Raw genomic sequence first — 22,748 nt, forward strand, 5'->3', positions numbered from 1 at the left:
CATCGCAGGCGCGGGTCTCCCCAGCTGTGCCAGATCTGGGTTGGGATTGCCTCGCGCGCGGGCTTTCGCGTTACGATGAGAGCCCGGCGCGCTTCCCTGCGCCGTTTCGCGAGGAGACGCCGATGCGTGAATTACGATGGGCTTCGGAAGAGGGCGATGGCATCGAACATCTGGTATTCGATGCGCGCGACGATGGCTTCGCCGTTGAAAGCGTCGTGGTCGGGCAGCGCTATGGCAAGGCGTATGGGCTGCATTACGCGGTGCGCTGCGACGCGCGCTGGCGCACGCGCTACGCGCGGCTGAAGATCGTCGGCGGCGGCGAGCTGGAGCTGCATGGCGATGGCGACGGCCACTGGCACGACGGGCACGGCCTCGCGCTCAGCGCGATCGAAGGCTGTATCGACATCGATATCGCGGCGACGCCGTACACCAATACGCTGCCGATCCGTCGGCTGCAACTCGCGCAAGGCGAACGTCAGCCGATCGAAGTCGCGTATATCTCGACGCCGGACTTGCAGGTCACGCGCGCCGAGCAGGCCTACACGTGCATCGAGTTGAATGGCGAGTACCGCTACGAAGGCATTTTTCGCGAATTCACCGCCAATTTGCGCGTGGATAGCGATGGTCTCGTGATCGACTATCCGACCTTGTTCACGCGTTTGCCGCGCGCGCGTTAGGTTGTGCGTTCGGCGTCGCCCGCTGCGTTTGAGTCGTCGTCGGGCCCAGTCGATGCGCCGCGGCCGAGCGGGCGTTGCATCAGCGTCGTGTCGAGCCAGCGGCCGTGCTTGTAGCCGACAGCCTTCAACGTGCCGGTCAGCTCGAAGCCGAGTTGCGCGTGCAACGACAGTGAGCCGCCGCTGCCGCCATCGGCGATCACTGCGATCATCTGACGCCACGGTCCGGTCTCGCAACGTTCGATCAGCGCCTGCAGCAGCACGCGTCCGATGCCGCGTCCGCGATACGCGTCGTTGACGTAGATCGAGTCTTCGATCGTGTTGCGATAGGCGGCGCGCGGGCGATACGGCGTCGCATAGCAATAGCCGGCCACGTCGCCGTCGATCTCCGCGACCATATATGGCAGTCCGCGGCTGCGCACGCTTGCGAGCCGCGCGCGCAGATCGTCGACAGACGGCGGGGTTTCTTCGAACGACGCGACACCGGTCAGCACGTGATGCGCGTAGATCGCCTGGATCGCGGGGAGGTCGGCTTCGCTGGCGTCGCGGATCAGCGGGGCGTCGAGCGGAGGGCGGGGTGAACTCATGCGGGGTCCTGTCGTGGCGGGCGCAGTTTGGCGGAAGTCTTCACTATGCCTGTCGCCGGGGCGGATTTGAAGCGGGTCAAAGATCGAATTGATCGAACTCGCTCTGCAGCTCGCGATTACGCGCCACGCGTTCGTCGATAGCCGGTCCACGCCGTTCGACGACCGCCGAGATCAGCAGATTGAACAGGCATGTCAGCGGCGCGAGCGAATCCCAGAACTGACCGACGTCGGTCGTCACCTGCAGCAGATCGCCGTCGAAATCGCGCGCCCACGGACAGTAGATATCGGTGACGAGCGCGAACGGCAGGCCGCGGCGCGAGGCCGCCTGGCAATAGCGTCGCGCGATCGTCGAATAGGCGCGCGTGTCGGTGACGATCAGATAGGGCGTGCTGAATTCCGAGTTCAGCGAATCGACGTAGGAACCCGACATGCCGTCCGAATAGAACACGCGCGGGCGGATGTATTCGAGATAGCTGTAGAAACGCGTTGCTGATGCCGCGCGTCGATTGGATGCCGAGGATGTAGACCGCATCGGCGTTCGCAATGCGCTCGGCGACGCGCGCGAAGGCCGGCGAGCGCGCGAGTTCATACACGTGCCGGATCGCGCCGATCTCGAGTTCGAGCGATTGGGCGAGCGCGGCGTCGCGCGGCGAGGAGCCGTCAGCGACGCTCGGTTCATGAAGCTCACCGGTTTGCGCGCAGTCGCTCGGGCCACGGCGGAACGCGTCGAGCCGGTCCGTGATCAGCCAGGGCCGCTGCTGCGTGCCGCGCAGCTCGCGTTTCAGATCGTCGAGATTGCGATAGCCGACGCTACGCAGAAAGCGGCCGACCGAAATACCGCTGGTGCCGGCTTGCTGCGCGATCTGATCGGCGGTCTCGAGGCCGAGCCGGTCGAGATTCGCGAGCATGTAGCTGGCGACGCGTTTCGACGTCGGCGTGAGTTCGGCAAAACGGGCTTCGACGGTTTGGGCAAAAGCGGTCGTCATCGTCAGTCGCGGCGCGGGGCGCTGGTTGTGCCAATCTGCGAAATGATGACAGATCGATCCACGGCTCGCGCAATTCGATCCTGAAAAAGTCTGTTCGCCGTGCGACGGTCGAGCCGCGTCAGACCGGCCGCCGCACCGGCGCGGCGCGCGAAAAATGCCGTGCGCCAGCCACGCAGGCGACCACGATCACGGTGACGATGATCATCGATGGCGGTACCTGCTCGTGCAGCAGCACGCCGGCGAGCAGCAGCCCGAAAAACGGCTGCAGCAACTGCAGTTGGCCGACCGCCGCGATGCCGCCGAGCGCGAGCCCGCGATACCAGAACACGAAGCCGATCAGCATGCTGAACAGCGACACGTACGCGAGTCCCCACAGCGCGGCGGCGCCGACACCGTCGAACGACACGGGCCGCGTCCACCATGCGAGCGGCAGCATCAACGGCAGCGACAGCACGAGCGCCCACGAAATCACCTGCCAGCCGCCGAGATGACGCGACAACCGCGCGCCTTCCGCGTAGCCCAGCCCGCACACGACGATCGCCGCGAGCATCAGCGCGTCGCCGAGCGGCGAGGCGTCGATGCCGTGACGCAGCGCGAACGCGGCCACCGCCGCGCTGCCGAGCGCCGAGAACAGCCAGAACGCCGGCTGCGGCCGCTCGCCGCCGCGCAACACGCCGAAGATCGCGGTGGCGAGCGGCAGCAGGCCGATGAACACGACCGCATGCGCGGCGCTCACATGACGCAGCGCGAGCGCGGTCAGCAAAGGAAAGCCGACCACGACGCCGAGCGCGACCACGACGAGCGGCAGCAGATCGCGCCGCTCCGGGCGGGTCTCGCGGAACACCAGCAACAGCAGCAGACCAAGGATGCCCGCGATCGTCGCGCGCGCCACGGTCAGAAACACCGGATCGAGGCCCTGCACGGCAAGCCGCGTGGCCGGCAGCGAGCCGCTGAAAATCAGCACGCCCGCGAAACCGCTGAGCCAGCCGTTGGTGGTTTTGTCCATGGCAAACATCCCTGCGCTGAAAGAGTCTCATGATGCGCGCCGCGGCCGTCAACGTTAAGCTACAGATCAGTACAGTTCGTACAAACTGTACCTAACATGGGAGCAGTACAGATGGCGGAGAGCGAGAACAACGAGACGGCGCCGGGCACGCGTGTCGGCCTCGTGATGAACAATCTGCGGGAGCGTATCGCGAGCCGCTCGCTGATGCCGGGCGCCCGCGTGCCGTCGATCCGCGCGATGACCGACACGCTCGGCGTGTCCAAGTCGACCGTGGTGGAAGGCTACGACCGTCTCGTTGCGGAAGGGGTGATCATCGCGCGGCGCGGCTCGGGCTTCTTCGTGTCGGGCCATGCGCCGCCGCTCGCGCTCGCCGATCTCGGGCCGCGGCTCGATCGCGAGGTCGATCCGCTGTGGCTCACGCGGCAGTCGCTGGAGACCGGCTCGAAAGCGCTGAAGCCCGGCTGCGGCTGGATGCCGGCTTCGTGGTTGCCGGAAGATGGCGTGCGGCGCGCGCTGCGCGCGGTTGCCCGTGATCCGCAATCGCTGCTCGCGGATTACGCGAGCCCGGCGGGCTTGCCCGCGCTGCGTCAGCAGCTTGCGTGGCGGCTTTCCGCGCACGGGGTCGACGCGCCGCCCGAGCAGATCCTGCTGACCGACGGCGGCACCCATGCGCTCGATCTCGTGTGCCGCTTCCTGCTCGAACCCGGCGACACGGTGCTGATCGACGATCCTTGCTATTTCAATTTTCAGGCGTTGTTGCGCGCGCATCGCGTGCGGATCGCGAGCGTGCCCTACACGCCGCAGGGACCGGATCTCGCGGCGTTCGAGCGCGTTCTGGTCGAGCAGCGTCCGCGACTCTACGTGACGAACTCGGCGATCCACAATCCGACCGGCGCGACGCTCGCGCCGGCCGTCGCGCACCGGCTGCTGAAGCTCGCCGGCGAGCACGATCTGCTGATCGTCGAGGACGACATCTTCGCGGACTTCGAAGACGAAGCCGCGCCGCGCCTTGCCGCATTCGACGGCCTCGCGCGCGTCGTGTCGATCGGCAGCTTTTCGAAGACGCTGTCGGCGGCGGTGCGCTGCGGCTATATTGCGGCACGCGCCGAATGGGTCGAGCCGTTGATCGATCTGAAGCTCGCGACATCGTTCGGCAATGGTCAGCTCGCGGCGAGCGTCGTGCATCGGATGCTCGTCGACGGTACCTATCGGCGTCATCTGGAGGCGATGCGCGCGAAGCTGGCCGATGCGATGGGAGAGACCATCAGGCGTCTCGGCTATGCGGGCCTCGATATCTGGACACGGCCGCGCGCGGGCCTGTTCGTATGGGCGCGCTTGCCCGGGGCGCTCGATGCCGCCGACATCGCCCGTCATGCGCTGACGGCGGGCGTCGTGTTCGCGCCGGGCAACGTGTTCAGCGCGTCGCAAGCGGCGGCGGGCTTTCTGCGTTTCAACGTGTCGCAATGCAATCGCCCGAAGGTGTACGAGGCATTGCAACGGGCGATGGAAGCGTGCACGGAGTCGGCCGGCGCGGGGCGCGAGCGGGTCTGAGACGAACTCAGGCGAAGCAGGCGTTCGCGGCCCCCCGCTACAGCGTTATTTGCACAGCAGAAGCATCCGTTCTTCTTCCGAGCAAGGCGTGTGCGGTTTCGGCGCGGGTTGCGCGGCCGCCGCGCTCATCGCCGCGCTGCGGTTCGCGAGACACGCGCGCAGATGCTTCTCGACCGGACCGTAGTACTTCCACCCACGAACGAGCGTCGGCAATTCGAGCTTCACCTGTTTCCATTTCGGATGGCCATGCTCCTGCAGATTGTCGAAGTTCGCGCACAACGAGTCGGCGAAATGATTCAGATTGCTGACTGTGTCGCGCAAGCCGTAATCGTAGGTGACCAGAAACGCTTTGACGGTCAGACCCGGCACGTCTTCCTTCAACCAGCCTGGGTAGCTGCTTTGGTGGATCGTAGTCGGAAAGTAGGTCTGCTTCGCGCGGGTTCGTCTCCGGCGCGTTGGGATCGACGGGCAACAGACGCAACTGTGACAGCAGGTCGGGTTTCATGTCGTTGAACAGCTTTGCCGGCTGCCCGACCACGATGATCGCGACGTCGATCTTCTTCACGATCAGCGCGGCGAGCGCGTCCTCGTTGCTCAGATGCACGACGTTCTGCTCCGGAATCGGCTGGCCGAACATCAGGCGGTAGAGCGTCGTCGCCGACTGCGCGGTGCCGCTGCCTAGCAGGCCGACGCTGATGGTCTTGTCCTTGATGTCAGCGAGCGTTTTCAGCGGCGAATCCGCCCGTACGACGACGTTAATTTCCTCGTCGTAGAGCGGCATGATTAGTCGCAGCGGCCGGATCGTCGTGCCCGCATCGGGGTTGCCCGAGTTGGCCATGTCGATGAACGCCTGGTACACGTCGGACTGCACGAGCGCGAGCTTCACGCCGGGCTCGAAACGCATGCGCTGCACGTTTTCGGCCGAGCCTTTCGACGCCACCACTTCGAGGTCGATGCCAACCGGCTGGGCCACCCATTTCGACAGGTCATTGCCGATCTGGATATATGTGCCGCGCTCCGGCCCGGTGACGATCTTGTAGTGCGCCGGTTCCGCGCCGGCCAGCGAACATACGACCAGTACCACCAGGCCCAGCCAGCCCGCGAGGAGTCTCTTCAGCATGATCTTTCTACCTATCGGTCAGGTTGATCCCGCTTCACGCGTGGCGCGTGGAAGCACCAGTGATCCGGTTGCCCTGTCATGTTCAAACTGCTGCCAGGGTCGCTCCGTCTGTTTCCGCTCAGAGGACGCACGATAATGTGCGAATCGGCACAGACGGCGGCCATTTGATCTGGTATGCGAAGCAATGTTTTTGCGCGACGGCGCAGCAGTTTGCGTCTCCGGGACCCGGTTCGGACCGTCGCGTCGCGCGTGAGCGCTAGTTGCTCCGCGGCGTCGCGGTTCTCACGACGCCGACTTTCGTTGCAGTCACGACCAGTTCGCCGTGCGCTTGCATGCCGACGGGCAGCGGTGCCTGCTCTTGCGCTTGCGCGAGCGGCGCGCCCGGCGCGGCATCCGTCGTCGCCGCATGCGGCGGAGTCAGCGGCGCCCAGCCGGTCTCGCGAATGACGCGCTCGAGGATCACTTTCGCCGCGTCGTTGCCGCTGTCGATCGCGAGCGCCTCGTTCGCGTGCTGACGCGCGCACGGCCACGACTGCTGCGCGACGCAGGCCTGCGCGGCCTGTAGCGCAGTATCGCGACGCTGGACGAGCGGCCGCATCTGATCGGCCAGACCCTGCGCGTCGCTGTTTCCGGGTTGTAACGTTTGCGCAGCGGCGAGAGCGGCTTGCGCGGCGGACAGATCGTTCGCGCGGAACGCTGTCCTCGCGACCTGCAATGCTTGTCCGGCGTCGTGGAATTGCGGCGCGGGCCGCATGGGCGTCGCGGCCATCGGCGGCGCGGCAGGCGGCGCGGCTGGTGTCGCTGGAATGACAGGAGCCGCGGGCGCGACGGGCGCGGGCTTCGCCGCCAGTGCGGTCACGGGCGGTGGCGCAGGCTTGGCCGCGGCCGGCGCGTGCATGGTCTGTGGTTGAGCAATCACCGGGGCGGACACAAGCGGCGCGATCATGCCGGTCGTTGTTCTGGCATCCGGCGTAATCTGCTCCACGCCTGTATCTTCCGATTCGCCGCCGTCGCTGAATAGCGTGTAAGCGACATACGCCAGGCCGATTGCGACAACCGCGCCGATCACGTACAGCACGCGCCAGATCGTCTGCGCAGTGTTGGGCGGCGCATACATCGGATCTTCGTAAGGTGGGATAGTGGTGTCGGTCGACACGAGCGCCGTGTGCATGACCGGCTCGGTCTGCAACAGGGGTTCGGACGCCATCGCGGCAGCGGCGATGGCGGGCTCGTCGTCGAAACGGGGCAGGGGCTTGTGCGTGGCGCTCGCACGGCTGCCTGGAATACCGGTGCGGATGTGCGGATCGTCCTGGTCGAACGGATGCGCAGCGCCACAGTAGGGGCAGGCGTCGACTTGTCGATACAGTGCGCCACCGCAGCGTTTGCAGGGCGTGGGGAAACTTTGGCCGGATGCTGTCTGGGTGGACATGCCGTGGACCCACCTTTGGAAAACGATGCCGTAAAGGCATGCTTCGGATCGTGTTGAGGCAGGAGCCTTGTCCGCGGAATCACGATCCACATGCGCCGGAAGTCGTGGAGACGGAGGCAGCGGCTGCGTTTCCACGGGTTCCAATATGTGGCGTTTCACGGGGGACGTCAACGCGGTTGGCCCCTGGATTGTGTGCGCTACCGCTCATTGGGAGGTATGAAGAAACCCTGGCCATACATTCGAAAACGAGTGTATGTGTCTGTTGTTTCACGACAAATGGAAGGTAACCGGAAGCATCGCGCTGCATGAAGCGAGCGCGCCAAAAAAACAACGAGGCCGACGCGTCGTGCGTGCGGCCTCGTGATCAACCTGCTATCCGGCGCTTGTCGGTACGCGTTTGCATCAGCTTGCCGATCAGGCGTCGAAGTACGCTCAGTGCTTGCGCAACGGATGATCCTTCAGCAGCCATGCGAGCACGAAGGCGAGCACCACGACGCATGCGGCCGACAGATACACGGTGTGCAACGCACCCGCGAACGCATCCAGATAGTCGTTGCGCAATGCTTCGGGCAGCTGATGAATCGCTGCGGGACCCAATGCCTGCGGAAGTTCGGTGTCGGGCGGGATCAGCTTTTCGAGGCGCCCGGCGAGGCCGTTCGAGAACACCGCGCCGAAACCGGCCACGCCGATCGAGCCGCCGATCGAGCGAAACAGCGTGACGCCCGACGTCGCCACACCCATATGCTTGAACTCTACGGTGTTCTGGACCGCGAGGACCAGCACCTGCATCACCATGCCGAGGCCGCAGCCGAGCAGACCCATGTACAGATACATCACATGAATCGGCGTATCGATCTGCAGGCGCGCGAGCAGCAGCATCGCCACGGAGACGAGGAACGTGCCCATGATCGGGAACAGCCGGTACTTGCCGATCTTGCTGATCACGCGGCCCGTCACCATCGACAGGATGAACAGGCCGCCCATCATCGGCAGCATCTGCATGCCGGCGTGCGACGGCGTGGAGCCCTTCACGACCTGCAGATAGAGCGGAATGAACGTCACGGAGCCGAACAGCGATACGCCGATGATGAAGCTCACGAGGCTGCTGATCAGAAACGTGCGCTGTTTGAACAGTCCGAGCGGCATGATCGGTTCGACCGCGCTGCGTTCTTCGTGAATGAATCCCCAGATCGCTGCGAGGCCCATGCCGAGCGTGAACCACAATTGCGGCGACGACCACGGCAGGATCGTGCCGCCCTGACTCGTGAACAGGATGATGCAGGTCAGCGCGCCGGCGAGAAACGCGGCACCCATGTAATCGATCGTGTGCTTCACGTGGCGCGCGTGCGGCTTGAACACCGCGCCGATCACGATGAGCGACAGGATGCCGAGCGGCAGGTTGATGTAGAAGATCCAGCGCCACGTCAGATGCTCGACCAGAAAGCCGCCGAGCAGCGGACCGATGACGGTGGCAAGACCGAAGATGCCGCCGAACACGCCCTGGTAGCGGCCACGCTCCGCGGGCGGAATCACGTCCGCGATCGCCGCCATCGTCACGACGAGCAGGCCGCCGCCGCCGAGCCCTTGCAGCGCGCGCAGCACGATCAGCTGACTCATGTTCTGCGCGATGCCACACAGCGCCGAGCCGACGAGAAAGATGACGATCGCCGTCTGCAACACGATCTTGCGGCCGAACAGGTCGCCGAACTTGCCGTACAACGGCACGACGATGGTCGAACTGAGCAGGTAGGCGGTCACGACCCACGACAGGTTATTGAGCCCGCCTAGTTCGCCGACGATGGTCGGGAGCGCGGTCGAGACGATCGTCTGGTCCAGGGCAGCGAGCAGCATGACCAGCAGCAGCGCCGGAAACAGCAGCCGGATCGGCGGATGGTCGGCCGCGGGCGCGGGGTTGACTGACAGGGTCGTAGCGGGTTGTTCCATGGCGGCAATGCGTTGAAATTAATTAACTGAGAGATTAATATATGTGACATCGCCTCTCACGTCAAATTCAATGCAATGACAAGGATCTCGCCTGACGACGCCGCGGCGCACAATGCCGTGGCCGATACGGGGCCGCCCGCGCGAATTGCCGCGAAAGAGCGCGACGCGTCGAAGCCCAAACTCACGGCAGCGCCAACGGATATTCATGCTGCGAATATCGGAAGCAGCGCACCGGCTGGATCGGCCGCGCGCCGCCCCGGCCGGCCGTCGGGCGCCGCGCGCGGTCCCGCGCAGCGTGCGCGCTTGCTCGACGCCGCGCTGACGCTGTTCGCGAGGCAGGGCATCGTCGAGACATCGCTGGGTGAGATCGCCCGCGAGGCCGGCTTCACGCCCGCGATGGTGCACTACTACTTCAAGACGCGCGATCAACTGCTCGACGTGCTGATTGACGAGTGTTTCGCACCGTTGCGCGCGAGCCTCGGACTGCCATTTCAGGAGAATCCCGACGATCCGGTCGCGGCAATCACGCAACTCACGGAGCGGCTCGTGCAGATCGCGAGCGACAACCCGTGGTTCGCGTCGCTGTGGGTGCGCGAAGTGATCAGCGACGGCGGGCTGCTGCGCCAGCGCATGCATGAGCGCTTTGGTTTCGCGCATCAGAAGGCGTCGCTGCTGGCGATCGCGCGCTGGCAGAAGGAGGGGCGCCTGAATGCATCGCTCGAACCCGCGCTCGTGTTCGTCACGCTGCTCGGCATGACGATTCTGCCGCTTGCCACCTCGAAGCTGTGGCGCAACGATCCGTTGCGCCGCAGTATCGGCGGCGCGGAGATTGCGCGGCACGCGGTGGCGTTGCTGTTGCAGGGCATTGGGCCCGGCAAGGGCGATTGAACTGGCGCCCGGTGTGGCGCACCGGTCGCCGCGTCGTTTGAAAGGGCCCTAGATTTTGCGATTTTTCTTCCATTCGTCGAACGCCGCCTTCGTCTCGTCGTTCGGCGGATAGGTGCCGGGCAGCGCGGCGCCGGCACGAATCCTTTCGGTGAGAAACGCCTCGAGCTGTTCCTGTCCGGCGGCGGCTTGCGCGACGGCGTCGGCCATCTTCAGCGGAATTACCACGACTCCATCCACATCGCCGACGATCACGTCATCCGGAAACACCGCGACTCCACCACAGCCGATCGGCACGTTGATATCGACCGCGTGATGGCGGATCAGATTGGGCGGCGCGCTCGCGCCGGCGCAAAACACCGGCATGTCGAGCGCGGCGATCGTCGCGCTGTCGCGCACCGGGCCGTCTGACACCATGCCGGCAACACCGCGCACCTGCAAACGAAGCGACAGAATCGAACCGAACGACGCGCTGCCGCGCTCGCCGCGGCAATCCTGCACGAGCACGTGGCCCGGCGCAATGGTCTCGACGCATTTGCGTTGCGCGTACTCAGCGTCCCAAACCCGTGCCGGGTACGGTGTTCCTGAAGAAACGATGTTGCGATGGCGATGGGCTATAACGTGGTCAGCAGCGCCGCGATGACCGAAAACCCATTGGTGCGAGCTTACGACGTTGGCAAGCGTCGTGAAGCGAGCCCGGCACTCAGCATGGTCCGGGAATCGTCGGTGACAGTGGCGAGCGGCGCGAGCCGCATCCCGTTTGAGAGATCGAGTCCTATACGACGCTTCCCATGGCGCTGCCATTCATCAACGATCGCGAGACAAACGATGGCAATGCGCAAGCGGGAAGACGGTCCCGAAGTGTTTCCGAACGCAGCGGGAATCGATATAGGTAGTTCGAGCCACTGGGTAGCGGTACCCAGGACCGCGGACGATGGGCCGGTGCGAGAATTCGGCACGATGACCGACGATCTGAACGCGATGGCCGACTGGTTGCTGGCGTGCGGTGTCGATACGGTGGCACTCGAATCGACCGGAACCTACTGGATACCGGTGTACGAGGTGCTGGAGCGGCGCGGGCTGGCGGTGTGGCTGGTTGACGCGCGGCAGATGAAGTACGTACCGGGCCGCAAGAGCGACGTGCAGGACTGCCAGTGGCTGCAGAAGCTGATGAGCCTGGGGCTGCTGCGGGCGGCCTGGCGCCCCGGCGACGAGGTCTGCGTGGTGCGCGCGGTGGCACGCCAGCGCGAGGTGCTGCTCACTGAACAGGGCAGCTGGGTGCAGCGCATGCAGAAAGCGCTGGTGCAGATGAATATCCAGCTTACCGAGGTGCTGAGCGACATCATGGGGACGACGGGACAGGCGATCATCCGCGCCATCGTCGCGGGCGAACGCGATCCGAAGGTGCTGGCCCGCTTTCGTCACGGCCGGATCAGGCGCAGCGCCGACGATATCGCGCGTGCATTAACAGGCAACTGGCGCGAGGAGCACCTGTTTGTGCTCAAGCAGGCGCTGGCGATGTACGACGACCTTGCCCGTCATCTTGGCGAATGCGATACCCGCCTGCAGACGCTGGTGGACGAGCGTGGCGGGCACCACGTCGACCTGGGCAAGGCGCCGAAGGCCGGCACCAGGCTGCGAATCAACTTTAACGAGCGGCAGAGACTCGCCAACTGGGCGGGCGTCGATCTCACACGCATCAACGGCTTGGGTGTGTCCACCGTCCTGACACTGCTGTCCGAGATCGGCCCGGACCTGAGCCGCTTTGCCAGCGTCAAGCAATTCTGTTCGTGGCTGGGGCTGACACCCGGCACAAAGATCAGCGGCGGCAAGGTATTGTCCTCGGCCACGAAGCGCTCGGCCAACCGGGCGCGGCAGGCGCTCAAGATGGCGGCCATGACCCTTTCCCATAGCGACTCGGCGCTGGGCGCGTTTTACCGCCGCCTGTGCGCCCGCATGGACAAGCCGCGCGCCAACACCGCAGTCGCACACAAGCTCGCGCGCATGGTGTACTTCATGCTTACTCGCGGCGAGGCCTTCGTCGATCAAGGGCAGCAGCGCTACGAAGAGCAGCAACACCAACGAAGTATCGCTGCCCTCAAACGTCGCGCCGCCAAGCTTGGGTTCCGCCTTGAATCAGTTCCGGTGACAACGTAAAAGCTACCGCCGAATAGCTTTTGTTTCTTGAGAGAGGGTCCGCGAATAGCTCCAGTACGTCGATGTCTTCGCGCGATGGGATGTTGCGCAGCGTGAACGCCGGCCCGACCAGATTCGCGCCGCGCCGCGAACCGAGCGGCGCGACGCCCTGCATGAAGGTGTTGCGCAGACCGCGCTTGAATAGCTGCGTGGTCAGCGTGGCGGTGCTGACATGACGAAGGATGTCGAGCGTCGCGGCGGAAAGCGCGGGCGATGTGGCGGACATGGTGTCGGTTGACCTCGGGTTGAGATGAGCGGGCATCGGTAGGCGCGCGTGCGCGCCCACGATGATAGCGCCGCGACACCACCGGTTAGCAGACCAGCGCCGTTCATCGCCGCGATATCGGCAACCGCGACCGAGCCCTTCTTTACGAGACGCGAACCGCTGCAACGAGGCACGCGACGTGCTTGCAGTGTCGTCGGATGCGAGCGGCGCAAAACGACCGGCAGCGCCGCGTTGTGCAAACAATACGAACGACAGAATCGATACCGGGCGGGGAAGGCCGTACGAACGGGGTTCGTACGAACTGCGCCGGAACATCGGGTGCCGGCGATCGGCGAGCCGCGGAAAAACTGCGGACACTGAGCGGCTAAATCGCGGTGTGCGTCGAGCGCCGTTTTTTCATCGACGTGCAATTTGGGCGCGTTACCGTGCGTATGCGTTGTACTCGGGAAGATGTTGCGCAATGTTTTACAAGCGCGGACCTGTCTGCAACTCGGCGTGCGAAATCGAGTCGGAATCATGGACAGCAACACCTTGGCCGCGCGAATCAACGGCAATCAGCAAAGTGAAATACAAGGTGAAACCCCCGCCCCCTCGGACGGCCTAACCGGTTTTTCAGAGCAACAACATACGATGAACGCAGCAATGAGGCTCGATCAGGCCACGATCGTGCTGGTGGAGGACGACCCGGACAGCCGGGAATCGTTGACCTTGTTACTCGAGGCGGAAGGCGCGAAGGTTTGCGCGGTCGCCGATGCGGAAGAGGGCGTCGTGGCGGCGATGCGGTTGCTGCCCGACGCGGTCGTCTGCGACCTCGACTTGCCGGCCATGGATGGCTTCTATCTGATCCAGCGGCTGCGCGACCACGAGATTTGCGGCGGTCATTCACCCTCGGTGGCAGTGGCGCTCACCGGCCATACCGACGACGCATACCGCCTGCGCAGCATCGGCGAAGGCTTCCAGCATTTCATGACCAAGCCCGCGTTACCCGAAGCGCTCGTGACGCTGCTGCACGACGCGATCGACGCCCGCGCGGCGGGTTGATCGACGCTTCGCAGCGGCTCTCGTGGGAGCGGGTTTTAGACAGAGCAGGCCGGCGCGCGGCGGGGAGATGTCGTTTCTCGAAGCAGAGCACGGCCATCGACGCTTTGCAGCGCGTCACACAGCGTTGCGCACCCAATGTGGCGCGCCGCTATTTCGCCGCGGCCACCGGCGCGGCCGCGCTGGCCGCTTTGGCCGCCTGACAGGCCGCACACAATCCCTTCAATTCGATTTCGTCGCTCGCGAGCCGATAGCCCGCGTCCTCGATCTGCGCGACGAGGGCCTGACGCAGCTTCGGTTGATCCAATTCGGTGACGCTGCCACATTGCTGGCATACGACGAGAATGCCGTGCTGGCATTGCGTCAGATCATGGCAGACAGTGAACGCATTGATCGATTCGATCCGATGCACGAGCCCCACCGACAGTAAAAAATCCAACGCGCGATAGACGGTCGGCGGCGCCGAGCCGGCGTGGATCTGGCGCATTTCGTCGAGCAGCGAATAGGCCTTGGTCGCGCGTCCCGAGTTCAGCAGCAGTTCGAGCACCTTGCGCCGGATCGGCGTGAGTTTTTCGCCGCGTTCTCGGCAATATTCCTCGGCGAGTGCGAGAGCCGCTTCCTGCGACGGGCCATGTGCGTGCCACGGCTCGTGCACGTCGTGATGCGCTCGATGATCGTGTGCATCGGCGGCGGGGGCGGCAGGTGTGGGAGCGACCGGACGGCCGGTCGCGGCGGGCTTGGCGGTTTTCATGCGTCGATTATAGAGGCAGGGGGATGCAAGTGCCGCGCCGGTCGAAGTGTCGAGAGAATCGGCATTGCCCAGATTTGGCTTACAACTGACAACAAACGAAAAATAGGGTCTTTACTGGCAAAAAATGCCTATTCTTTGTCAGTCAGTCTCTGAATGTGTTTGATGGGATCTCGATGAGACAACTGCTTCACCCATCGCGGGCAGTAGCCTTAGCCTTTCTCTTTGCGATTGCCGCAGGGACGCTCCTTTTGAGGTTGCCCTTGTCGCAGGCCAAAGGTGAGGCAGCGCCGTGGCTGAGCGCTTTTTTTACCGCTACCTCCGCGGTCTGCGTGACTGGACTCGTCGTTGTCGATACGGGCACCTACTGGTCAAGCTTTGGACAGTGGGTCATCCTCGGCCTGTTTCAGATTGGCGGTTTCGGCATGATGACCGCAGCCACCATGCTGGGACTCATGGTCAACCGGTCCTTGCCGCTGCGAGCGAAGCTGATCACCCAGGTCGAGACGCACACGCTCCGTCTCGGGGACATCGGCAGCGTGGCGCGCCTGGTGCTCGTCGTGACGCTCGTCACTGAACTGACCACGGCACTCTGGCTGACGGTCAGGCTTCATCTCGGGTACCACTTCCAATGGGGCGAGGCCGCATGGAGTGGATGGTTCCATGCGGTCTCCGCGTTCAACAACGCGGGCTTTTCAATTCACCCGGACAGTCTGATGCGCTATGCCGCCGACGCGTCGATGCTGGTACCGGTGATGGTCGCGATTGTCGTCGGCGGAATCGGGTTTCCGGTTCTGTACGATCTGCGGGAGAAACTTCGGGGTGCCCGTCGGCTTTCATTGCACACCAGGCTCACTTTAGTGGTCACGGGGGTGCTGCTGCTCGGCGGATTTCTTGCGTTGCTGCTGTTCGAATGGACCAATCCAAAAACCCTGGGTCCGATGCCGTTCGGTGAGAAGCTCCTTTCGGCAGCTTTCGCCTCGGTATCCGCGCGCACGGCGGGTTTCAACTCGCTCGACGTCGGCGCAATGCGTCATGAAAGCTGGGCCCTGCATTTCTTCCTGATGTTCGTTGGCGGGGGCAGCGCGGGGACGGCAGGGGGTGTCAAGATCGGCACCATCGCCATTCTGGCCTTGCTGGTGATCGCAGAGATCCGCGGGCGTGGCGATATCGAAGCGTTTGGGCGCCGTGTCAGCGTGTCGGCGCAGCGGCAAGCGATTACCGTGGTGGCGCTGGGTGCCGTGATGATCACGGTCGGCACACTGATCATTTTGCACATCACCGATTTTCCTACCGATCAGGTCATCTTCGAAGTTGTTTCGGCGTTCAGTACGGTCGGTCTGTCCACGGGTATCACGGGTGATCTGCCTGCGCCGGCACAGTTCGTGATCATCGCGCTGATGTATGTCGGCCGGGTTGGAACCATTACCTTTGCAACGTCGTTAATACTGGTTGAGCGGCGTGCGCAATATAGCTACCCCGAGGAGCATCCAATTGTTGGCTGACCTGTTCAAGATTTCGCTCTCTTTTTCGAAAGGCGACAGTGTGGTCGTCATCGGTTTGGGGCGGTTCGGCTGTGCCGTGGCCCAGTCGCTGCTTCGGCTTGGCCATGACGTGATGGGAATCGACCGGGACGAGCAGCAGGTGCAGTTATGGGCGGACCGGTTGACGCATGCCGTCCAGGCCGATTCGACCAACGTGAATACCCTGCGCCAATTGGGCGTTGCCGACTTCCCTCATGCGATCGTGGGCATTGGAAGCGACCTGTCGGCGAGCCTGATGACCCTGATGGCCCTAACGGAACTTCAGATCAAGGACATCTGGCTGAAGGCGGTGACCACGGAACACGGCCAGATTGCCCAGCGCATCGGCGCGCATCACGTGGTTTATCCGGAAGCGGAAATGGGTGAACGGATCGCTCACCTGATCACAGGCCGAATCGTGGACTACGTTGAATTCGGCGAAGGATTTGCCGTCGCCACGATTCAGGCCCCGGCGCCGACACACAACCGTCCGCTCGCAGATTGCGGCGTTCTGGAGGCGTTCGGTGTCATGGTCATGGCCGTCAGGCGCGCTGGCGAAGAGTTCCAGCACGCGGGGCCTGACACGGTTGTTGTGCCGGGGGATTTGCTGATCGTGTCGGGCCCCGCGAGCAGGGTTGAAGAGTTTGCGGGTCGCGCGAATACCTGAACCGTTTCCGCCGACCCGCGCCATGCTCAGGTCAACGGGAAATCCACATACTTCTTGAACCCGGAACGCGTCGTGAGACGCGAATACCAGCGCTCCAGACTCGGCAGCGACGGCCGCTGCAAACCGTCGAGGCCGAACCAGCGCTTCGCGTACGCGCCGATCACGATATCGGCGAGCGTGAACTTGTCGCCTTCGAGAAAGAAGCGGCCCTGCAGATGCGTGTCGAGCAGGCGCCACAGGACGGTGACCGCCTTCGCGTCGGCGGCGAGTTTGGCGGCGTCGCGCTCGGCCTCGGGCGTGCGCACGAGGGTCCAGAACACGGGACGTTCCACTGGCTGCAGCGTCGACAGCGACCAGTCCAGCCAGCGGTCGATGCTCGCGCGCAGTTTCGGCTCGCCCGGATACAGCAGGCTCGATTCGCCGTATTGCATCGCCAGATAGCGCAGGATCGAGTTGGATTCCCACAGCACGAAGTCGTCGTCGACCAGCGTCGGAATCTTGCCGGTCGGGTTCATCGCGAGATAGTCGGGTTCGTTGTTGCGGCCGAATTGCAGGCCCGCGTCGATGCGGTCGAACGGCAGAACGAGTTCGTCGCAGCACCACAAGACCTTCTGGACGTTGACCGAATTGGCGCGTCCCCAGATCGTAATCATCCGGTAAATCCTTTTCTTTTACGGTTGGCAAGCCGCGCGGCGTTCAGCCACTAACGATACACGATGCGCGCGCCTTTGCGCGACGGGCCGCCCGGCCGACATTGCGTTGCGTACAATGACCGCACTCCGGATTGCCCGCTGAAAACACGCATCCCAACTCATTGAGGCATCGCATGGCCCGCATTGTTCCCGACGACTGGAAGAGCCTCGAAGCGACCGGCGCGGCGGCGCGCGAACGTGAAACGCTCGCGCTGCTCGAAAAGGCACTGCCCGCCGACTATACCGTCTACCACGGCGTGCATTGGACGCGCCTGAACCAGAACTTCTCCGTGTTCGGCGAGGCCGATTTCGTGATCGTGAGTCCCGCCGGGCGCCTGCTGATCATCGAGCAGAAGACCGGCTTTCTGCGCGAAACGCCGAAGGGGCTCGTCAAGGTGTATCTGCAAACCGAGCGAAACGTCGCGATCGCGCTCGCGCATACGATCGAGAGTCTGCACCGGCGTTTTACCGCGGCGTTCGGCGCGGGCGCCTATTTCATCGAGGAACTGCTGTACTGTCCCGATCACATCGTCAAGGATGCGGCGATCGCCGGCGTGAATCCCGCGCGCATCGTCGACGCTACGCGGCGCGAGCGTCTCGCGGCGATCGTCCGCGAAGCGCTGCCGGCCGATGAACGGCGGCTTCCCTGCGCGGCGAAAATCCACCACTTTCTCGCCGACGAACTCGCGTTGACGCCCGACACGAGCGCGCTCGTCGGGCAGGCGGGCATGCTCGTCACGCGCCTTTCGGGCGGACTTGCGACATGGGCCCGGCGGCTCGAATTCGCGCCGTTCCGTTTGCGCGTGATTGGCACGGCGGGCTCCGGCAAGACGCAACTCGCGGTCCAGGTGATGAAGGACGCGGTCGCGCGCGGCGAGCGGCCGTTGTACGTGTGCTTCAACCGACCGCTCGCCGATCACATCGCGCGGGTCGCGCCGCCGGAGGCGAAAGTCGCGAACTATCACCAGCTTTGCGACTGGATCGCGCGCGACGCGGGCCGCGCGCCCGATTTCCGGTCGGCGCAGGTGTTCGATCAACTGGAGGCCGTATTCGCCGACACGCCGATCGAACCGCGCTGGCAATTCGACGTACTGATCGTCGACGAAGGGCAGGATTTCCAGCAGTCATGGGTTGCCGCGCTCGAGCGGCTGCTGCGGCCGGGCGCCGCGTGGTGGTGGCTCGAAGACCCACTGCAGAATCTGTACATGCGTGAGCCGGTCTCGTTGCCCGGCTGGACCACGCTGAGAGAAACCAACAATTACCGCAGTCCTCGCGACATCCTCGATTATCTGCGCGACGTGCTGGGCGCGTCGGTGCCGCTGGCCGCGGCACTTACGTCGGGCAGTCCGTTCGACGGCTCCGAGGTTTCGGTGTCGGTCTACGACGAAGCGCAGGGCACCGAAAGCAGTATCGACGCAACCAAGCGCGCCATCACGCAGGCGCTATCGCTCGGTTTTCGCAAGCAGGACATCGCGGTGCTGTCGTTCCGCGGCCGCGAGGGCTCGGCGATGAGCGCGCTCGATCATCTCGGACCGCATCGGCTGCGCAGTTTCACCGGCAAATACGATCTGTTCGGCAACCCGGAGTATCGTGAAGGCGACGTGCTGTTCGAGTCGATCTACCGCTTCAAGGGGCAGGCGGCGCCGTGCGTGATCTTCACCGAGATCGACTTCGACGCGTTCGACGAACGCAGCGCGCGCAAGCTGTTCGTCGGCGCGACGCGCGCGACGATGAAGCTGATCGTCGTCGCGTCGCAGCGGGCCGCGCGGCATTTGCAGTTGCGCGAGGCGAAGGACAGGTAGCGGCGGCGTTCGGGCGCTGCGCCCACTCGGAACGTTGCGTTCAACTCCACGCCCTTGCGCTCACCAGCATCCCCGTGCGCGTCAGCGCATCCCACCAGATCACGCGCAGCAGTGGCGCTTGCTGCGCGATCAGCAGCGCCTGCACCGGATCGCTTTCGACGAAGTGCGTGACACCCGCGCGCAGCGCCGCGCTCGCCTTGTGCGCGGCCGCGCCGGCGGGGCTGTCGTCGTGCAGGCCGGGCGTGCGCATCGCCAACTGCATGTGAGCGAAGCCGTGTCGCGCGAGCCACGCTTCGGTGCGCGCGCGATCCATCTCCGGGCGGCCCGTGATGATCGTGCGCACCTGCTGCAGGTCGATGCCGGGCAGCACCTCGAACGGCAGCAGCGCGTCGCGCTCGGCGAGCGCGGCGGCGAGGTCCTCGTCGTAGCGCGCGAGCGGTACGTCGGGCAGCAGGATGCCGTCGAGGTCGATCGCGTAGGCCGCGTACTCGTGGTCGTTGGCCATCGCGGGCGCGGCGCCGGCTTCGACGCGCGCCCAGTCGTCGCGGTAGCGCTCGGTGTATGCCTGGCGCTCCCATGGAAAGAGGGCGAAGTAGCCGCGCGCATCGATCGCGTAGTCGGGCTGTGCGCGGCTCAGATCATCGACCGCAGCGGTCAGGGTTTTGACTTCGAGCCCGTGCGCCTGCAGAAACGCGATGCAATCGACGAGCGTAAAACCGCGTCCCGCGATGTCCTCGCACAACAGCACTTTCGATCCGGCGGGCGGGATCGGCAGCGTCGAATCCCATGCGACCGCGCGCGTCTGGCGGTCGTAGCGCAGGAACCCGACCGGCGCGCCGACCGCGTGCGACACCATCAGCGCGAGCGGCGCGCCGCCGCGCAGAATCCCGAGCGCCATCGAGAAATGCTCGGCGAGCAACACGGGTTGCAGCGATTCGATCCAGTGATCGAGCTGTTCGTACGTCAGAGGCAGGACCGGCTTGTTCATGACTATCGAGGCGCCGCGTGGCGCGATGGAAGGCAATGGTCCGCGGGGATGCGCGCGCGGCGCGCGCTGACGCACTGGCGCGACATCGCGGGTCCCCGTTTTTGAGTCAGCGCATTTTGGCGATATTATGCATGCGGGTCAAAGGTCGCGTGTCGGGGTGGCACGCGTTTGACGGCACGGTACGGCGCAACACTTCGCGCGGCATGAGATCGGCTGACCGTGGCGCGGCCCGCGGTCCGGCGAATCAACGAAATCGGATAAAAAAAGCAAATGGCCAATCTGATTGCAACGCTGTGCAACGCAGCCAGCGGAACCGGTGTGCCCTGGCGGATGCGCTGGCTGACGGGGCTGGCGGGACTGATCGTCGGGCTTTCCGTCTGTTGCGCGCATGCGCAGCCGGGCGCGCGGCAGTCGCCGGCGCTGGCGCTCGACGTGCAGGGCAAGATCGCCAATACCAACGACGCCGCGCATCGCACCTATCACTTCAACGAGGCTCAACTGCTCGCGCTGCCCGTGCATACGATCACGACCTCGACCACCTGGACGCCGCGCTCGACGTTCACCGGGCCCAGGCTCGCCGACATCCTGAAGGCCGTCGGCGCGCACGGCACCCAGATCGAACTCCACACGTTCGACGACTACACCTACACCGTGCCGGTGTCGGACTGCGAACGCTACGGCGTGATCGTCGCGTACAGCATGAACGGCCAGCGCCTGAAACTCAGCGACTTCGGGCCGCTGTTTCTGATCTATCCGCGCGACGCTTTTCCAGATGAACTGACTGGCGCGGTCGGCGACTCGAAATTCGTATGGCAGATCAAGGCCCTCATCGTCAAATAGCGCGCCGTCCGTGGCGGCGCGTGTTGAACGTGCTGATCTGGCTGATGGCGCTCGCGGCGCCCGCCGGCGCGATCGGCTATCTGCTCTATGCGAACCTGTTGAACCCGCGCGCGACCGAGCAGCTGACCGGTACCTACGACGGTTTCTACTGGGACGCCGCGCAACTGCAGATCGCGTACGCGCGCTTCGAGAACCAGCTGCTGCTGTATCAGTCCGGTGCCGACGACGACTATCAGCAGTTGCAGCTGCGCTTCCAACTGCTGCAATCGAAGCTGCGCGTGATGGCCGGCTCGACGCATCGGCTCTCCGCGCAGCTCGCTCTGTTGCAACGGCAGCTCGACGAAATCAAGACGCTCGAGACTGTGCTCGACGACATCCAGCCCGAGATCGAGCTACTGCAGCGCGACCGTGCGCGTGCCGCGCGGATCGACGCGCAGCTGCGCCAGCACTGGAGCGAGGTCAACGATCTCGCGCTGTCGCGCCGTTTCGCCGATGTGGCCGACCGCGAGGCGATGAACCGCGATTTCATCGACAAGCGCCGCATTCTGTTCGCGGGCGGTCTGGTGCTGCTATTGCTGTCGGCGGCGGCGACGCTGCTGCTCGTGCTCAACGGCCGGCGCCGCACGCGGCTGATGCGCCAGCAGCGCGCGGCACTGGAAGCCGAGCATCAGGCGAGCCGCGCGGCGCGCGAGGCGAGCCTCGCGAAGGATGCGTTTCTCGGCATGATCGGCCATGAGCTGCGCACGCCGTTGCATGCGATCGTCTCGTCGGTGGAACTGCTCGGCTTCAACTATCACTCGGAGGCCGACCGCAAGGTGATCCAGCGGCTCGAAACCGCGGCGCGCCATCTCGAGGCGCAGATGAAGGACCTGACCGACTACGCGCGCCTTGGCGCCGGCAAGCTCGAACTGCGGCACCAGCATTTCGAGCCGCGCGAGCTGCTGGCGTCGATCGTCGATGAACACACGATCTCCGCCAGGACGCGCGGGCTCGAGCTCGAAAGCGAGGCGAGCGGCGCGAGCGGGCTCGTCGAGTCGGACCCGCACCGCATCCGGCAGATCGTCAACAACCTCGTCACCAACGCGATCCGCTACACCGAGACCGGCACGGTGCGCGTCGAACTGCGGCAAGAGCCGGCGCTGCTGGTTTTCGTCGTCAGCGATACGGGGCCGGGCGTGCCGTCCGAACAGATCCCGCTGATCTTCGAGGAGTTCACGCAGCTCGACGCGTCGCGCACGCGCCGCTTCGAAGGCGCGGGGATGGGGCTCACGATCGTGCAAGGGCTCGTGAAGCTGTTCGGCGGCACGGTGGATGTCGCGAGCACGGTCGGCGAGGGCACCAGCTTCACGGTGACGATCCCGGTCGTGCCGGTCGCAACCGTCGAGCCGGCCGAGGTCGCGGAGCAAGCCGAGCCGGACGGCGCGCAGCCGTGCGTGCTGATCATCGACGATAACCGGCTGATCCGCGAGTCGCTCTGCGAAATGGTCGCGCACATGGGCTACGACTCGCTCGCACTCGGCAATGCCAACGACGCGCTCGCGTGGCTCGACACCCACCGCTGCGAAGTGGTGCTGCTCGATCTGCACATGCCGGAGCGCGATGGCTACACGTTTCTCGAAGACTTCGCGACGCGCGACGGACCGTCGGCGGGCGTGCCGGTGATCGTGGTCAGCGCGTACGCGCCGGAGGTCGTGCGGGATGGCGAAAGTGGCGCGACTGGTGTGCCGTCGGTGTTCGAGGCGCTGTTAAAGCCAGTCCATTACGAGGATCTGAAGCACGCCCTGCAGCGGGCGCTGGCGGCGCGGCATCAGGTGTGAGCGCGTGAAGGCGGCGCTGCCGCGAACGG

The 22,748-nt window shown here is 64.7% G+C and carries 18 protein-coding genes and 3 pseudogenes; 10 read left to right on the forward strand and 11 right to left on the reverse strand.

The window, feature by feature from the left end; genetic code table 11:
• The first annotated feature begins 122 nt into the window (after positions 1 to 122).
• Positions 123 to 677: a putative glycolipid-binding domain-containing protein gene (locus OKW30_RS30675; RefSeq protein WP_026225863.1), complete on the forward strand. Its 555-nt coding sequence runs from the start codon at positions 123 to 125 to the stop codon at positions 675 to 677.
• Here OKW30_RS30675 and OKW30_RS30680 read toward each other — a convergent pair.
• From OKW30_RS30680 to OKW30_RS30690, 3 genes and pseudogenes are all read right to left on the reverse strand, one after another.
• A complete protein-coding gene (locus OKW30_RS30680) occupies positions 674 to 1,261 on the reverse strand; it encodes an N-acetyltransferase family protein (protein ID WP_429348456.1) in 588 nt (195 codons plus the stop codon). The two genes, OKW30_RS30675 and OKW30_RS30680, sit on opposite strands and share 4 nt — an antisense overlap.
• Before the next feature lie 76 nt (positions 1,262 to 1,337).
• Positions 1,338 to 2,247, reverse strand: a pseudogene (sapR, locus tag OKW30_RS30685) (sap1 transcriptional regulator SapR).
• 118 nt (positions 2,248 to 2,365) lie between these two features.
• Positions 2,366 to 3,253 (reverse strand): DMT family transporter, encoded by an 888-nt coding sequence (locus OKW30_RS30690; protein WP_184008450.1) that lies wholly within the window; start codon positions 3,251 to 3,253, stop codon positions 2,366 to 2,368.
• Positions 3,254 to 3,364: 111 nt separating this feature from the next.
• Between OKW30_RS30690 and OKW30_RS30695 the strand changes: the two genes are divergently transcribed.
• Positions 3,365 to 4,804, forward strand: coding sequence for a PLP-dependent aminotransferase family protein (locus OKW30_RS30695; RefSeq protein WP_429348457.1), 1,440 nt, complete (start codon positions 3,365 to 3,367; stop codon positions 4,802 to 4,804).
• 45 nt (positions 4,805 to 4,849) lie between these two features.
• Here OKW30_RS30695 and OKW30_RS30700 read toward each other — a convergent pair.
• The 3 genes and pseudogenes from OKW30_RS30700 to OKW30_RS30710 all read right to left on the reverse strand — a co-directional run bounded on the left by OKW30_RS30700 (position 4,850) and on the right by OKW30_RS30710 (position 9,297).
• Positions 4,850 to 5,924, reverse strand: a pseudogene (locus tag OKW30_RS30700) (TAXI family TRAP transporter solute-binding subunit).
• Between the two features lie 256 nt (positions 5,925 to 6,180).
• Positions 6,181 to 7,353, reverse strand: a complete 1,173-nt coding sequence (locus OKW30_RS30705) for a hypothetical protein (RefSeq protein ID WP_429348458.1) — start codon at positions 7,351 to 7,353, stop codon at positions 6,181 to 6,183.
• 432 nt (positions 7,354 to 7,785) lie between these two features.
• The gene (locus OKW30_RS30710) at positions 7,786 to 9,297 is read right to left on the reverse strand and encodes an MDR family MFS transporter (protein ID WP_184069253.1); all 1,512 of its coding nucleotides are present in this window, start codon (positions 9,295 to 9,297) and stop codon (positions 7,786 to 7,788) included.
• A gap of 75 nt (positions 9,298 to 9,372) precedes the next feature.
• On the opposite strand from OKW30_RS30710, the gene OKW30_RS30715 reads away from it, so the two are divergent.
• Complete coding sequence (locus OKW30_RS30715; protein WP_184034162.1) at positions 9,373 to 10,185, forward strand: TetR/AcrR family transcriptional regulator; 813 nt, start codon at positions 9,373 to 9,375, stop codon at positions 10,183 to 10,185.
• 48 nt (positions 10,186 to 10,233) lie between these two features.
• On the opposite strand, the gene OKW30_RS30720 is transcribed toward OKW30_RS30715, so the two are convergent.
• Positions 10,234 to 10,986, reverse strand: coding sequence for a hypothetical protein (locus tag OKW30_RS30720; RefSeq protein WP_429348459.1), 753 nt, complete (start codon positions 10,984 to 10,986; stop codon positions 10,234 to 10,236).
• Positions 10,987 to 11,010: 24 nt separating this feature from the next.
• On the opposite strand from OKW30_RS30720, the gene OKW30_RS30725 reads away from it, so the two are divergent.
• Complete coding sequence (locus OKW30_RS30725) at positions 11,011 to 12,339, forward strand: IS110 family transposase (RefSeq protein ID WP_184071579.1); 1,329 nt, start codon at positions 11,011 to 11,013, stop codon at positions 12,337 to 12,339.
• Positions 12,340 to 12,373: 34 nt separating this feature from the next.
• On the opposite strand, the pseudogene OKW30_RS30730 reads toward OKW30_RS30725, so the two are convergent.
• A pseudogene (locus OKW30_RS30730) lies at positions 12,374 to 12,604 on the reverse strand (ribonuclease activity regulator RraA); the annotation flags it as partial.
• Positions 12,605 to 13,120: 516 nt separating this feature from the next.
• Here OKW30_RS30730 and OKW30_RS30735 point away from each other — a divergent pair.
• A complete protein-coding gene (locus tag OKW30_RS30735) occupies positions 13,121 to 13,645 on the forward strand; it encodes a response regulator (protein ID WP_429349196.1) in 525 nt (174 codons plus the stop codon).
• 148 nt (positions 13,646 to 13,793) lie between these two features.
• Here OKW30_RS30735 and OKW30_RS30740 read toward each other — a convergent pair whose 3' ends face one another.
• Positions 13,794 to 14,393, reverse strand: a complete 600-nt coding sequence (locus OKW30_RS30740) for a Fur family transcriptional regulator (RefSeq protein WP_429348460.1) — start codon at positions 14,391 to 14,393, stop codon at positions 13,794 to 13,796.
• 260 nt (positions 14,394 to 14,653) lie between these two features.
• Between OKW30_RS30740 and OKW30_RS30745 the strand changes: the two genes are divergently transcribed.
• Both OKW30_RS30745 and OKW30_RS30750 read left to right on the forward strand, forming a co-directional pair.
• Positions 14,654 to 15,895 (forward strand): TrkH family potassium uptake protein, encoded by a 1,242-nt coding sequence (locus tag OKW30_RS30745; protein ID WP_429348461.1) that lies wholly within the window; start codon positions 14,654 to 14,656, stop codon positions 15,893 to 15,895.
• Entirely contained in the window at positions 15,885 to 16,580 is a 696-nt protein-coding gene (locus OKW30_RS30750) for a potassium channel family protein (RefSeq protein ID WP_429348462.1), read from the forward strand. The genes OKW30_RS30745 and OKW30_RS30750 overlap by 11 nt, the downstream gene beginning before the upstream one ends.
• A 26-nt stretch (positions 16,581 to 16,606) precedes the next feature.
• Here the strand turns inward: OKW30_RS30750 and OKW30_RS30755 are convergent, their stop codons facing one another.
• The gene (locus tag OKW30_RS30755) at positions 16,607 to 17,233 is read right to left on the reverse strand and encodes a glutathione S-transferase family protein (protein ID WP_187629783.1); all 627 of its coding nucleotides are present in this window, start codon (positions 17,231 to 17,233) and stop codon (positions 16,607 to 16,609) included.
• A gap of 173 nt (positions 17,234 to 17,406) precedes the next feature.
• Here OKW30_RS30755 and OKW30_RS30760 point away from each other — a divergent pair, with 173 nt between their 5' ends.
• Complete coding sequence (locus tag OKW30_RS30760; RefSeq protein ID WP_429348463.1) at positions 17,407 to 19,074, forward strand: ATP-binding domain-containing protein; 1,668 nt, start codon at positions 17,407 to 17,409, stop codon at positions 19,072 to 19,074.
• Positions 19,075 to 19,114: 40 nt separating this feature from the next.
• Here OKW30_RS30760 and OKW30_RS30765 read toward each other — a convergent pair whose 3' ends face one another.
• Entirely contained in the window at positions 19,115 to 20,062 is a 948-nt protein-coding gene (locus OKW30_RS30765; RefSeq protein WP_429348464.1) for a phosphoribosyltransferase, read from the reverse strand.
• 270 nt (positions 20,063 to 20,332) lie between these two features.
• Between OKW30_RS30765 and OKW30_RS30770 the strand changes: the two genes are divergently transcribed.
• Together OKW30_RS30770 and OKW30_RS30775 are read left to right on the forward strand one after the other, a co-directional pair.
• Positions 20,333 to 20,902 (forward strand): molybdopterin-dependent oxidoreductase, encoded by a 570-nt coding sequence (locus OKW30_RS30770; protein WP_184069272.1) that lies wholly within the window; start codon positions 20,333 to 20,335, stop codon positions 20,900 to 20,902.
• On the forward strand, positions 20,872 to 22,719 hold the full coding sequence (locus OKW30_RS30775) for an ATP-binding response regulator (protein ID WP_429348465.1): 1,848 nt from the start codon (positions 20,872 to 20,874) through the stop codon (positions 22,717 to 22,719). The genes OKW30_RS30770 and OKW30_RS30775 overlap by 31 nt, the downstream gene beginning before the upstream one ends.
• Positions 22,720 to 22,748: the final 29 nt, after the last annotated feature.

Origin of the sequence: Paraburkholderia sp. Clong3, from assembly GCF_050436485.1 — a bacterium.
Lineage (GTDB): Bacteria > Pseudomonadota > Gammaproteobacteria > Burkholderiales > Burkholderiaceae > Paraburkholderia > Paraburkholderia tuberum.